General features: G+C 63.5%; 11 protein-coding genes. 8 read left to right on the top strand and 3 right to left on the bottom strand.

Annotated elements, in window-relative coordinates; genetic code table 11:
* Nucleotides 1-162: 162 nt before the first annotated feature.
* The 7 genes from OO258_RS10740 to OO258_RS10710 all read left to right on the top strand — a co-directional run bounded on the left by OO258_RS10740 (nt 163) and on the right by OO258_RS10710 (nt 6,509).
* Nucleotides 163-690, top strand: a complete 528-nt coding sequence (locus OO258_RS10740) for a spore coat U domain-containing protein (RefSeq protein ID WP_266030320.1) — start codon at nt 163-165, stop codon at nt 688-690.
* A gap of 30 nt (nt 691-720) precedes the next feature.
* Nucleotides 721-1,263 carry a spore coat U domain-containing protein gene (locus tag OO258_RS10735; RefSeq protein ID WP_266030319.1) on the top strand — a complete coding sequence of 181 codons (543 nt, stop codon included), beginning with the start codon at nt 721-723 and terminating at the stop codon, nt 1,261-1,263.
* Nucleotides 1,264-1,281: 18 nt separating this feature from the next.
* Nucleotides 1,282-1,815, top strand: a complete 534-nt coding sequence (locus OO258_RS10730) for a spore coat U domain-containing protein (RefSeq protein WP_266030318.1) — start codon at nt 1,282-1,284, stop codon at nt 1,813-1,815.
* A gap of 3 nt (nt 1,816-1,818) precedes the next feature.
* Nucleotides 1,819-2,322, top strand: a complete 504-nt coding sequence (locus OO258_RS10725) for a spore coat U domain-containing protein (RefSeq protein WP_266030317.1) — start codon at nt 1,819-1,821, stop codon at nt 2,320-2,322.
* A 39-nt stretch (nt 2,323-2,361) separates the two neighbouring features.
* Nucleotides 2,362-3,138, top strand: coding sequence for a molecular chaperone (locus tag OO258_RS10720; RefSeq protein WP_266030315.1), 777 nt, complete (start codon nt 2,362-2,364; stop codon nt 3,136-3,138).
* Nucleotides 3,139-3,246: 108 nt separating this feature from the next.
* Nucleotides 3,247-5,544: a fimbria/pilus outer membrane usher protein gene (locus OO258_RS10715; protein WP_266030483.1), complete on the top strand. Its 2,298-nt coding sequence runs from the start codon at nt 3,247-3,249 to the stop codon at nt 5,542-5,544.
* Nucleotides 5,541-6,509, top strand: a complete 969-nt coding sequence (locus OO258_RS10710; protein WP_266030314.1) for a spore coat U domain-containing protein — start codon at nt 5,541-5,543, stop codon at nt 6,507-6,509. Before OO258_RS10715 ends, OO258_RS10710 begins: the two co-directional genes overlap by 4 nt.
* A gap of 144 nt (nt 6,510-6,653) precedes the next feature.
* Here the strand turns inward: OO258_RS10710 and OO258_RS10705 are convergent, their stop codons facing one another.
* The 3 genes from OO258_RS10705 to dkgB all read right to left on the bottom strand — a co-directional run bounded on the left by OO258_RS10705 (nt 6,654) and on the right by dkgB (nt 9,478).
* Entirely contained in the window at nt 6,654-7,802 is a 1,149-nt protein-coding gene (locus OO258_RS10705) for a M14-type cytosolic carboxypeptidase (protein WP_266030313.1), read from the bottom strand.
* 200 nt (nt 7,803-8,002) lie between these two features.
* Nucleotides 8,003-8,467: a nuclear transport factor 2 family protein gene (locus OO258_RS10700; protein ID WP_266030311.1), complete on the bottom strand. Its 465-nt coding sequence runs from the start codon at nt 8,465-8,467 to the stop codon at nt 8,003-8,005.
* Between the two features lie 207 nt (nt 8,468-8,674).
* The gene (dkgB, locus tag OO258_RS10695) at nt 8,675-9,478 is read right to left on the bottom strand and encodes a 2,5-didehydrogluconate reductase DkgB (protein ID WP_266030310.1); all 804 of its coding nucleotides are present in this window, start codon (nt 9,476-9,478) and stop codon (nt 8,675-8,677) included.
* Between the two features lie 203 nt (nt 9,479-9,681).
* Between dkgB and OO258_RS10690 the strand changes: the two genes are divergently transcribed.
* Entirely contained in the window at nt 9,682-13,716 is a 4,035-nt protein-coding gene (locus OO258_RS10690; protein WP_266030309.1) for an NEL-type E3 ubiquitin ligase domain-containing protein, read from the top strand.
* Nucleotides 13,717-13,733 lie beyond the last annotated feature (17 nt).

Raw genomic sequence — 13,733 nt, 5'->3', positions numbered from 1 at the left:
CAATTGGAGGGCCATCAAACACCAACGGTTCTGTACTGTGCATGGTTTTTTTGGCGAGCGGTTATCGCTTTGTTGCTAACACGAAAAAAAGGTAGGCCGTGGCCGTTGGGTCTGCGCCTCGCTGCTACGCTCAAAACAGCATAGAGCGAAAGGGACAACAAGGTGACGGAACGCTTTCTGGCCGGGTTGTTGGGCCTGCTGTTGAGCAGCGGTGCTGCAGCTGCGGATTTTCTCGTGGAAGTGCGGGTGCTGGTACAGCGCGGCTGCATGCTGGTGAACCAGACCCGCGACGCGGGTGCGCAAGCGCTGGGGCGTATTGACCTGGGCACTGCCGCGCGCCTGGATGGCGCGGGTGGGCCATTGAGCGGTGTGCTACTGAACCAGCGCCCGCCGCGCCTGGAGTGCAACCCCGATACCCCCTACCAAGTACGCGTCGACGGCGGCCAGCATGGCGGCGTTGGCGAAGTGCGTTTTTTGGCCAGTGATGACACCAATGCCCGGCCGATTCCCTATCGCCTGTACCGCGATGCGGCCTGGCGCGAGCCGTTAGCGGTGGATGTGGCGCAGTCGGCGCGGGTGCCGGACAGCGGCTCGGTTGAACTGCCGCTGTATGCGCGTATCGACAAGCTGGCCTGGGTGCCGAACGCCGGCCTGTATGCCGACCTGCTCAAAGTCACGGTTACCTGGTAGGGACGCCATCATGCACAAGGACGGCACGCCATGAACCGCACCCGCACCTCGATCCTGCTGTTGTCCCTTGGGCCGCTGTTGGTACCCGGCGGTGAGGCGCATGGCACCAGCACCGGGTTCATCCAGGCGCGGCTGGTGATCAGCGCGGCCTGCCAGATCAGCAGCAATGAGCCCCAGCCGGCAACCTTGGCCAACCCAGGTTTGCTGGACTTTGGCGAGCGCGGCCCGAACTGGGAGCAGCCATTGCGCAGCCGCGTAGATGAGGCCGGCGGGGAGGGCAGCCTGCAGATCAGTTGCACACCCGAGGTACGTGCCTTCAACGTGCGCATCAATGGCGGCATGAACGGCGACGACGGCATTCGTCGCCTGAGCAACGGTAGCCAACTGATCCCTTATCAACTGGCGGTCGACCCAGGCGGCAACAGCCGCTACGGCATCGGCCAGGCCCGCGCCTTCACCATCAGCAGCACCCAGCAGATACCGATCCCCATCTACGGCGTGGTCGTGGCGCAACCGCGCGGGCTGCCGGCCGGGCTGTACCGCGACACCCTCAGGGTGACCCTGGACTGGTAACAACGCAAGGAGACTCCGATGCGAACGAACCTATCATGCTGCATCCTCGCCGGTCTGGGCCTGGCCCTGGCCTCGCAGGCCCAGGCCGCCACGGTGACCGGGACCATCAACTCGACGCTGACGTTAACTGCGGCGTGCCAGGTCAACGGCAGTTCGGGCACCTCTGGGTTGAATTTCGGTTCCCTCAACTTCGGCACCCAGGATGCCTTGTTCACTACGGCCAATGCCCAGGTGCTTGGCGGCGGTGGCGGGGCAATGAGCATCCTCTGCTCGGCGGGTACAGTGCCGGCGATTCGCGTGCGTGCAGGCAGCCACGATGGCCAGTCGACCGGCGGCACCCGTGCCCTGGCGGATGGCGCGGGTAACTTCGTGCCCTACGATTTCTACACCGACGCCGGTCGCACGACCCTGTTGGCCATCGACGGCACCATCACTTTGCCGACCAGTACCGGCGTGGCGCAAACCGTCAACCTGTACGGCCAGGCGCGCGGCAAGGCCGGGCTGCCGGCCGGGGTGTACACCGATACGGTGGCAGTCGAGTTGTCGTTCTGAGCCATGCGTGGCTGGCTGGCGGGTGGCCTGACCGGCATCGGTGTGCTGCTGGCCGCACCGTTGGATGCGGCAACCACCAGCACTTTCACGGTGTCGGCGCAGATTGTCGCCGGTTGCCTGGTGGTGGGTGGTGTCACCAACTACGGGGTTCTGAACTATGGTACCCAGTCGGCGTTGTCCACTGGGCTTCTCAGCACTTCGCTGGGCGGCACCACGGTGACGTTCCAGTGCACCCCAGGGGTTGCCTTGAGCATGAGCCTGGACGGCGGCCAGAACAGCGCCAGTGGTACGCGCAACCTGAAGAACACCAGCGGGACGCAAGTGCTGGCCTACCAGCTGTACCGAGACGCGGCATACACCCAGAGCCTGGGGATAGGCCAGAGCGCAGCGGTGAGCTATACCGATGCAACCGCCATCAAGCTGCCGGTCTACGGGCGGGTGCAGTTGACCGGTACGCTCCCGGCAGGGACGTATACCGATGTGGTGCAAGTGACGGTGACCTGGTGAATGCCAGCGGCACCCTGACCAGTGTTTAAGGAGAGTTTCATGGCGGCAGGCGCGAAGTGGGCGCGTGGGTTGATTGGATTGTTGTGGCTGGCAAGCCAGCCGGCCGGGGCGGCCACCTCGGTGCTGATCTGGCCCATCGACCCGGTGCTGGAGGCCGACCAGAAGGCAGGTGCATTGTGGCTGGAAAACCGTGGCACTGACCCCGCCAACCTGCAGGTGCGGGTATTCGCCTGGCGCCAGGGTGACTATCAGGAGCAGTTTCAGGCGCAGCGCGAGATTATCGGCAGCCCCCCGGTGGCGAATATCGCTCCCGGGCAAAAGCAGCTTATCCGCCTGACCCGCACCGGCGCTTCGCCTGCTGGCCAGGAGCAGGCCTACCGCATCATTATCGATGAAATCCCGCCCGCTATTCCCGTCGACAAGGCCGGCCCCGGCACCACGGCGGCCATCCGCCTGCAGATGCGCTACTCCGTGCCGCTGTTCGTTTACGGCGAGGGCCTGTGGGGCAAGGCGGACCCGGAGGGCAAGCGCAATGCCGAGGGGGTGGGCAAGCCGCAGCTCAGCTGGCGCCCGGTAACGGTGCAGGGCAAGCCCTATGTGGAGCTGCGCAACACCGGCCCGGTACATGCGCGCCTGACTGACGTGGTGCTGCAGCAAGGCAGCCAGAGCAAACCGCTGGTCGAGGGCTTGCTCGGCTATGTGCTGCCGGGCGCCAGCATGCGCTGGCCCGCCCCCGCGGCGACCAATGCCGGCAGCGTGCTCAAGGGCCGGGTAAACGGGCAGAGTAGCGCCGACGCTATCCGCCAAGGCCAATGATCCACCGAATGAATGCTGCGCAGGGGCCAGGGAGGACCCGGCAATGGTTGGAAACCGTGTGTGAGCTGGCTATCGGCGACGACGCGCCGCTGGTGTTTGGGGCTGGCCATGGCCGGCTCCGGCCTGGTGCTGGCCGACGACCTGCCACCGCCGCCCACGGAGATGGCTGCCATCGCCGACGCCACCCTGTACCTCGACCTGATGGTGAACCAGATGCCCAGGGCTGAGCTGATACCCGTGCAGCAACGGGCCGGGCGGTTGTACCTGGACAGCGAGGTGCTGCGGGCTGCCGGCGTGTCATTGCCGGGCAACCCCCAGGGAGAGATAGCGCTGGACGCTGTCAGCGGGCTGCACACCGACTACGACAGCCAGAACCAGCGCCTGCTGTTGCAGGTACCGCCGGCCTGGTTGCCAGACCAGCAGGTGGGTGAGCGCAGCCTTTACCCGCCCAGCGATGCGCGCAGCAGCTTCGGCGCCTTGTTCAACTACGACCTGTACCTTAACGACACCGATGATGGCGGCACCTACCTGGCGGCCTGGAACGAGCTGCGTCTGTTCGACAGCTGGGGCATTTTCTCCAGCACTGGCCAATGGCGCCAGTCGTTCAACGGGGCGCAGGCAGACGATTCGCGCCAGGGCTTTCTGCGATACGACACCACCTGGCGGTTCACGGACGAGCAGCGCCTGCTGACCTATGAAGCGGGTGACTTCGTGACCGGTGCCTTGCCCTGGACCAGCTCGGTGCGCGTCGGCGGTTTGCAACTGTCGCGTGACTTTGCCGCGCGGCCCGACCTGGTCACCTACCCATTGCCGGCGTTTGCCGGCGAGGCGGCGGTGCCGACCTCGCTCGACCTGTTCATCAACGGCTACAAGTCCAGCTCCGCCGAGCTGCAGCCAGGCCCCTACACGCTGACCAACGTGCCGTTCATCAACGGTGCGGGTGAAGCGGTGGTGGTCACCACCGATGCCCTTGGCCGACAGGTGTCGACCACCTTGCCGTTCTACGTCACCAGTAGCCTGTTGCAGAAAGGCCTGTCGGATTACTCGGTCGCAGCCGGTAGCCTGCGTCGCGATTATGGCGTGCGTGACTTCGGCTACGGGCCGGGCGTTGCATCGGCCAACCTGCGTTACGGCGTGAGCGATACGTTCACCCTGGAAACCCATGCCGAGACCGCTGAGTCGCTGATGCTTGGAGGCCTGGGCGGCAACATGCGGCTGGGCAACTTCGGCGTGCTCAATGCCGCCCTCGCACAAAGCCAGTTCGACGGCGACAAAGGCCACCAGGTCGCGCTCGGCTACCAGTACAACAGCCAGCGCATCGGCTTCAGCTACCAGCGCCTGCAACGCCACGGTGATTATGCCGACCTGACCCGCGTCGATACCCCGGACATGCAGCTGAGCAAAAGCAGCGAGCAGGTCACCCTCAGCCTCAACCTCAACGAATATGGCAACATCGGCGCGGGCTACTTTGACGTGCGCGCAGGGGACGGTACGCGCACCCGGCTGATCAACCTGAGCTACAGCAGGCCGCTGTGGGGCAATAGCAGCGTCTACCTGTCAGCCAACCGCGAAGTCGGTGACAGCCAGTGGGCGGTGCAGGCGCAACTGGTGATTCCGTTCGACACCCACGGCACGCTGGCTTTGGGCATGGAGCGCAGCAACACAGGTGAAACCCTGCAGCGGGTCAACTACAGCCGTGCAGTGCCGGTGGGCAGTGGTGTCGGCTATAACCTGGGTTATGCCGCCGGCAGTGACCGTGATGCCTATCGCCAGGCCGATGTCACCTGGCGCCTGCAGTCGGTTCAGTTGCAGGCCGGTGTATACGGCAGCAGCGGCGAGATGACGCGTTGGGCCGACGCCAGTGGCTCGCTGGTGTGGATGGATGCCGGCTTGTTTGCCGCTAACCGCATCGACGATGCGTTCGTGGTGGTCAGCACCGACGGTTACGCCAACGTGCCGGTGCGCTACGAAAACCAGGAGGTCGGCCGCACCGATGCCGGCGGCCACTTGCTGGTGCCCTATAGCAGTGGCTATTACCGGGGCAAATATGAGATCGACCCGATGGACCTGCCGCCGGATGTCCTTGCGCCGCAGGTGGAACAGCGTGTGGCAGTGCGCCGGGGCAGCGGCTATCTGCTGGAGTTTCCGCTCAGGCGCGTGCTGGCGGCCAGCATCGAACTGGTGGACGCCAACCAGCAACCGCTCAAGCTGGGCAGCCGCGTCACCCATGAGCAAAGCGGCAGCCAGGCAGTGGTCGGTTGGGATGGCCTGGTGTACCTGGAAAACCTCTCACCGCAAAACCGCCTGCAGGTCGAAGTCGAGGGAGGTGGGCATTGCCAGGTGACCTTCGACTTGCCCGAGGCCGAAGGTTCGATCCCGCTGATCGGCCCGCTGGTGTGCAGATGAAGCCCGCCTGGCGTGTGATGTCGGCCTGTGCGTTGCTGCTGTGCGCGGGGTCGGCCTGGGCAAAGTGTGCGGTGGTGGCTACTGCGCCGGTGCTGTTTGGGTCGCTCAATTCGACCCAGGTGCGCTCCACGGTACAGACGGGCTCCACCACCAACGCAGGCCTGCAGTGCAACGGTACCGTGCTGAGCGTACTCAGCGCCACCGACTCGTTCAAGCTCACTGTACTGCCCGCCACGGGAGGTCTGGTAGGGCCAACCGGCGATGTCATCCCTTACACGCTGTATGCCGATTCATCCACCAACTTTCCGATTACCCGCAATGTGGCATTCGAGTTCGGCCGTACCGGTATTCTCGACTTGCTCGGGCTGCTCGGCGGCACGCCGAAGACCGTGCCGTTGTACATCCGCACGCAGGTTGGCAGCAACGTCGCGGCAGGCCTGTATCAGGAAACCTTGAGCCTGGGCTGGTCGTGGAACTATTGTGAAGGGATTGCCATCGGGGGGCTTTGCATCGGGCGGGACACTGGCTCGGGTACGCAAAGCCTCACGGTGAGCCTGACGGTGACCAACGACTGCCAGATCACCACACCGAACATAAGCTTTGGCAGCGCGCCGGTGGTGGCGGGGTTCGCTACGGTGAGCCAGAGCCTGAGCGTATCTTGCACCAAGGGTAGCAACTACACCGTGGGGCTGGATGATGGGTTGAACGTGGCCAGCGGGCGACGGCGGATGAAATCCACGGCCAACAACTACCTGGCGTACGACATTTTCAAAAGTGCCGGGGCCGTGCGCTGGGGGGCTTCGGGAGCGGCACGGCGTGCCAGCAGTGATGCGGATGTGAACCCGGGAGCAGGAACTGGCACGGGGAGCCAGGTGTTCAACTACAACGCCAGGGTCTACACCGACCAGGCCACGCCGCCGGCGGCGAGCTATACCGACAGCGTTGTTCTGGATGTGCAGTTCTGACGCAAGTCCCGGCTGCCACGATCCGTGTACCGTGTGGGAACTGCCTTGTCCTGCAGGCCAGATCACCGTGCCCCCTGCACAGAGCCTCGTGACCTGAACAGCAGAGCAAGGCAACGGTGCCCAACTGCGCTGCGCAAGGCGCGTTCAGCGCAAGTCGCCAACCATCTTCGCCAGCGTCTCCAGCACCGCTCCGGCCAGTGCCTTCGAACGTGCCCCAGACCAGCCGGTAACGGTATCAGGCGCGTCATCATGGTCCTTGAACGGCATTTCAAGGGTGAGCGACAGGCAGTCATACGCCATGCCGACGGCATTGCAAGCCAGCGTCGTGTTCGCCTGCCCGGGTTCGTCGGGGGTATAGCCGTGCACCGTCTGGAAGTCGCGCGTCACGCTGCACAGCGTACTGCGGAACTGCTCTTCTAGGTTTGCCAGCCGTGGTGTGTAGCCCGGGTTGCCCTCGCAGGCGGCGGTGAACACATGCGGGATTTCTTCGTCGCCATGCACGTCGATGAACGCATCCACCCCGTACTGTTTCATCTGTGCCTGGGCGAAGAACACTTCCGGGCTGAGTTCGACGCTGGCGTCCTGCCAGGCGCGGTTGAGGTCCTTGCCCTTGAAGTTAGTGCGCAGGTGGCCGAGGAAGGCGCCGTCGGGGTTCATGTTGGGGATGAGGTACAGGTCGGCCTTGGCCAGCAGTTGCCGGACCACCGCATCGTTGGCCTGCAGGCGGTCGATTACGCCTTCCATGAACCATTCCGCCATGTGCTCGCCCGGGTGCTGCTGGGCGATCAGCCACAGCTTGCGCTTGCCATCGGCACCGTCACCGGCCCGCAGCAGGGGAATGTCCCGGCCCTGCACGCTGCGGCCGCTGGCCAGCAATGCGACGCCGGGCAACTGCCGGGCGCGTTCGATCAGCTGGTTGTGGCGGGCGCGGGGGTAGGGCTCGAAGTAGGCGAACCAGATTTGCGGCTGTTCGGCCTTCACTTCGAACGACAGCGCCGTGCCGTCGAACTGGCTGGGCACGCGGAACCAGTTTTGCTGGTCGTAGCTGGCCACGGCGTTGTAGCCACTCCAGGCGTTCTTGTAAGAAGAGCCTGAGGCGTTGTCCAGGCTGAAGCGATGGACCTGCCCCGGCGTCAGTCCGCTGACCTTGAAGTGGAACCACTGGTAGTGGCCGCTGTGGCTATCCGGGCGGATTGCCAGACGCACCTGGGCGGGGTTGCTGGCATCCAGGACCTGGATGTTGCCGGAGTCGAAATCGCAGTCTATCTGCAGGGGGGACAGCGTCACGGTCATGTGCCGGGCTCCTTTGCGGGCATTGTTTCAGGGGTACTGTACACGCCTTGTCCGGGATGCTGCGCAACTAGTGGTTTGCGTTTTTTGTCTGGGCGATGCGGCAGGGCGGCGCCGTTGCGTTCAGTTGAGCCGTGACGCACGCGGCGAGAGGGCCGCTGGAAAGCGCATTGCCAGTGGCCCACGAGGTGGACTCAGCGACGTCACAACCCAAGCTCACTGAGCCCTGGATGATCATCCGGGCGTCGCCCCAACGGCCAGTGGAACTTGCGCTCGGCTTCGCTGATGGGGTGTTCGTTGATGCTGGAATGGCGGTTGTGCATCAGCCCGTCTTCGACAAACTCCCAGTTCTCGTTGCCATAGGCACGGAACCACTGGCCGCTGTCGTCGCGGTACTCGTAGGCGTAGCGCACGGCAATGCGATTACCGGTGAATGCCCATAGCTCCTTGATCAGGCGGTATTCCAGTTCGTGGTTCCATTTACGGGTCAGAAACGCCTCGACCTCGGCACGGCCACGGGGGAACTCCGCACGGTTACGCCAGACCGTGTCAGGGGTGTAGGCGAGCGCGACCTTGGCCGGATCGCGGCTGTTCCAGCCATCTTCGGCCAAGCGTACTTTTTCGATGGCGCTTTCGCGGGTGAAAGGCGGCAGAGGTGGGCGGGGCATTGGGCTACTCCTAAGGGGTGAAGGGTAGGTAGGAGGGTAGTAGCTGAATGCCTGGGCGAGAATGCCCGGGCCGGGGACTTCACAATTTCGCCAGGTGCAACGGTGGCGCATCGTACGTTCAACAGGCCCGTGCCTGCCGGCAGCAGGGGTGGGCAATGTGGGGGCGGTTCTCACACCAACCCCCGGCTGCTGGTGACTGCGCGAGTGTCAATCCCACGCGGGGGCGAGGCCATCCGGGCTGACTTCGCGACCATTGCGTTCAAGCGTGGCGATGCGAGCCATGTCGTCAGGGTCCAGCTTCAAGCCAATGGCAAGCAGGTTGCTGGCCAGGTTTTCGCGCTTGGTCGACGACGGAATTGCCGCATAGCCCAGTTGCAGGGCCCAGGCCAGGGCAACCTGGGCGACGGTCGCCTTGTGCTTGTCGGCTATTTCACCCAGTACCGGGTCGTTCAGTACTTTGCCGTAGGCCAGGGTCATGTATGAGGTAACGGTAATGCCTTGTTCCTTCAGGAAGCCAGCCAGCTTGCTGTTCTGCAGGTACGGGCTGAGCTCGATCTGATTGGTGGCAATTTCGCCCTTGCCAACCACTTCGATGGCCTGGCGAGTCAGTGCGATGTTGAAATTGGACACGCCAATCTGGCGGGTCAGGCCCAGCGTCTTCGCTTCGGCCAGTGCGGTCATGTATTCCGGCAACCCTACGCCATTGCCTGGGGCTGGCCAATGGATCAGCAGCAGGTCGACGTAGTCGGTGCGCAGTTTCTTCAGGCTTTCGCGCAGGCTCGGGATCAGCTTGTCCGCCGCGTAGTTGTCGACCCAGATCTTGGTGGTGATGAAAAGCTCGCTGCGCGGTACGCCGCTTTCAGCGATGGCTTGGCCGACTTCAGCTTCATTCTTGTAGATCTGTGCGGTGTCGATGGCCCGATAGCCCAGCTCAAGGGCCGATTTGACCGAGTCGATGACGGTTTGGCCAGTGAGTCGGAAGGTACCGAGGCCGAAGGAAGGAACGCTCATGGGCTTACTCCTGGGAAGTGGGGTTGAATCCTTTAGCAGCCAGTGTGCAGGTTCGCAGGCCATCGAATAAGCGGCTGCTGCGTCAAAGTCCTTTGACCTGCGGGCAAGAATCGCGTTTCACCCAGGCCTTCATTACATAAGTATGGCCAGAACAGGGTGAGACCTTGGTCAGCTAACGCTTTTATCAAGCGGACACACTGCCCATGATTCCTTCTGTGATACCTGCCGACTCCATCGATGCGCTGATTGCCAGTCATCTGCCGGGTTGGGTAACGCGCGCTCGCGTCGAACACCTGACACTGTTGCGCGCAGCTTCGTTGCGTCAGCAGCGGGCGCAGGAACAACTCCACGCCAGGTTGCAGGCGCTCGAGCCTCTGGATGAATTCGCCGAGGCGCGGCTCAAAAGCGCGCTCGCGGCGCGCTCCATCACTCAGGTAGACCTACGCCTGGCCCGGGTCAGGCTGGTGACCCTGCGACGAAATCCGCCGATATCGCCGGCTTTGCCATCCTCCTCGACCCGGGTCGAAAGTACCCAGTCGCTGCTTTCGGCGGCACTGCACAATTTCCACGAAAATGAAACGCGACCGGGCTGGTTCGCCACAGGGTCACAGCTGGTCAATGCGACTGGAAAGAGGCTGCCATTGAGCGTTGAGGTATTCGCCCAGCTCTGTCGCAGCCTCGATATCGGTCGACATTATCAACGCCATCTGCAATCGCAGCTGGAAACCGAAAGCATGGCCGGGGGGCAGGTCGAGGCCATCATGGAGGAGGCATTGAGCGCCAGGCTGGAGCTTGACGCGGTTGTCGCCAGGGTAAAGGGCGACATTGACGAGTTGACGTATCAGCGTATCCGCCACGTTGTCGAAGCAGCGTCAGGGCCTGCCGAGGACACCGTTGTGAGGTGCCACACCCTGAGGCTGCTGGGCAAGAAGATCATTGGCGCACTGGCGATCGAAGTGCGTCAGAACGCCCGTCTGGTTGGCGTTATCGCATGGTTGCCTGAGGACCGGTACGCCGCGGTGAGCTGGCATGCCAACTGGGAACTGTTGTACCTGACGCTGGGTGTGCGCATGCGTGACGAAGCGTATCGCCAGTGCTTTCAGCGCTTTGTCGCAGAGCGGGACCGCGTTGCTTTCTACACGGCCCTGAACGCGCTGCTGAAGCAGGGCAATACTGTTTTACCGCTCGAGCTGGATGGCCGCTGCTTTGCGGTCGAAGGCAACGTGTTCACCGCGCTACGCAAAGCGCTGCTCGACAAGATGCTGGATGATGCACGGGTATTGGCGGTATCAACGGAGGATGAGGATATCGCCGACCGCCAGGCACGTCTGCAAGGTTATCTTGACCTGGGGCTCAGCGTGGCAGGCCTGGCAGCGCTGTTTGTGCCCGGGTTGGGCCAGGCCATGCTCGGGCTTACGGTCGCGCAGTTGGCGGGCGAAGTGTACGAAGGGTACCAGGACTGGCAGTTGGGTGATCGCAATGCTGCCTTGGGCCACCTGTTCAACGTGGCGGAAACGGTGGCGACAGGGGCGTTGACGGCTGCAGGGGCGGCGGCACTCGGCAAGCTCGCCCAGCGCGTGGCACGCGTGGATGCGCTGGTGCCGGTACGCCTGGCGGATGGCCAGTTACGTCTGTGTGATCCGGATTTGCCAGGCTACCAGCTAGCGGGCATCGACCTGACGGCAGGGCAGGCCATCAATGAAAATGGCCGTTCGCTGAGGCGCCTGCACGATGCGGTGTATGAGGTAAGTGAAGGCGACGATGGAGCATGGCGGATTCATCACCCGTCCAGGCCGGGGGCCTATGTACCTGCACTCGAGCACAATGGTGCCGGGGGATGGGTGCATGAGTTCGAGCAACCCCAGCGCTGGCAGGACGCCGCCTACATGGTTCGCCGGCTTGCCAGCCGCACGGCGGCTGTTTCCGACGAGGCGGCAGCCTTTGCCTTGCAGGTTACCGGTTACGACGCTGACCAGCTGCGCCGGTTGGTTCTGGAGAGCGCCGCACCCCCGGCGCGTTTGCTCGATGCCATCGAGCGCTGGCACCTGCACGATGAGTTTCCGACTCTGCGGGGTGAGGCATTCGAGGAGGTGTTCAACGAGCGGCAGGTCAACCCGAACGCTGCGGACCAGGTGCTGATGCGCGACTTCCCTGGCCTTTCCCATCGCTGCGCTCGAGAAATTGTCGAGCACGCCAACAGTGTCGAGCTCGAGCGCCTGAATGATGCGGGACGGGTGCCGCTTACCCTGGCGGAGCGAGCACGTTGGGCCGTACGTGACAGCCGGATTGATCGCGCCTTGGCAGGGTTGCGGCAGCCTGCTGCGGTAAATGCTGATACCGAAAAGCTCGTGCAGGGCGGGGTGGGCGATGCCCTTGCCGAGCGGGAGGCGGCGGCCGGAATGATTGGTCTGGCCCCGGTGGGGCAAGGCGTTCGCCCCCCTTTGCGGTTGTTCGATGGGCGCTTGGGCTACCCGCTCAGTGGCCACCTGTCGGGGACCCGCCAGGCGCTGCGGCGCACCTTGAATCATGTGTTCCCGCTGATGACCGGTGAAGAGTTGCAGGCATACCTGCAAGACCTGGCTCGGCGGGGTGTAGAGCCGTGGAACCATGTCAGTCAACTGTTACAAGCCAAGGCCAGCCTCAAGCAGGCATTGCACGCCTGGCGGAGTGAGCCAGGGCTGAACCTGGTTCGCCGCTGGCGCCGGATCAAGGTTGCCAGGCGCATCATGATGAGCTGGCAGCGCGCGACGCCGGGTGATGTAGCGGGTGATTACCACCTGACCATCGTGGGTGAGCGGGTGGGCAATCTGCCGGCCTTGCCTGAGAATGTGTCTTTCGACCACATCACACACCTCACATTGCGCGATATGCGGGCGACGAGCGTCGAGGCGGGCTTCCTGGTTCGCTTCAGCAAGGTGCGTAACCTGGATTTGCGGGGCAACCAGCTGACCCGGCTTCCGGCTGGCATCGAGCAACTGGGCGAATTGCGAAACCTGCGCCTTGCTGACAACCAGATCGTACTGACCCGCGACGACAACCTACGCTTCAGCCAGCTCGAGGGGCTACGCCGCCTCGAGTTGAACGGTAACCCGGTCGGCTTGCTGCCGCCATTGGCATCGTTCCCGATGATGCGCCGGTTGTCCTTGCGCAACACCGGGCTAGGCGAATTACCTGTTGACCTGGCCAGGCACGGCAACCTGGAATTGCTGGACATGCGTGACAATCAGATCCACACGCTGCCAGAGGCATTGTCTGCGCTGCCGCTTCGCTTGTTGCAGGGCTTGGAGCTGCACGACAACCCACTCTCGGATCAGACCGTGCAGCGCCTGCAATTGGCCAGAGCGTCCGCCGGGTCACCTGCACGTCGGCTTGCGCCTCACCCATCGTCGGGCCCGAGCGCTGCCTCCCCTTGGCTGTCGGGGTTTTCCCCGGCGCAGCGCGAGGCGCGATTGGCGCTCTGGGCCCGCTTGTACCGGGAGGACGGCGCGAGTGATCTGTTCCGGTTCATTTCAGACTTGCAGGGCCTGCGTGAATACCGCGAGCAGCCCCGCGACCTTCAGTTGCGGGTGTGGCACATCCTTGATGCCTGCGAGCAGCACGCTGAAGTGCGTGCGAGCCTGTTCGAGCAAGTTAGCCGGCCGCGCAGTTGCAGTGACGAGTTACTGCTTACGCTCAGCGAACTGGAGATTGGCGCGATGGTCGCCAGGGCTGGAACAGCTGGCAATGGGTTGCACAAAGAGCGGGCACTGGTGAAGCTGGGGCGTTCTTTAGCCCGCCTGGACAAAGTCAACGCAATTGCGGCCCGGCATATTGCTGAGCAGCATTCTGTCGATCCCGTCGAGGTGTATTTGACCTATCGCGTAAAGCTTGCGGATAGCCTCGACCTCCCTGCGCAGCCTGACAAGTTGATGTACCAGAGTGTCAGCGGGGTGGGCCCTGACGAGCTGGACGCTGCACGCAACGAGGTTCTGCGGGAGGAAACACCACACGCCTTGGCACAGGCTCTGGCAGATCGAACCTTCTGGCAAGCCTACCTGCACGAACACCAGGCGGCGCGCTTCAGCCAGATGGAGGTGCCGTTCCAGCAGCGCTTGGATACGTTGTTCACGCAATGGAAAACGCTGAGTGACGGCGACTATCTCGCGCAAATCGAGCAAATCTGCGCTGAGCGTGAAGCTGTGCAACACCAGCTTCTGCTGGCGTTGAGCCGCGATGCCATTCAGCGCCACGGCCTGTAAACGAAACAGCCCGCCGA

This window comes from Pseudomonas sp. DCB_BI (assembly GCF_026240995.1).
GTDB lineage: Bacteria > Pseudomonadota > Gammaproteobacteria > Pseudomonadales > Pseudomonadaceae > Aquipseudomonas.
Note: the sequence above shows the minus strand (reverse complement) of the source record. Positions and strands in the feature narration are given on the sequence as shown.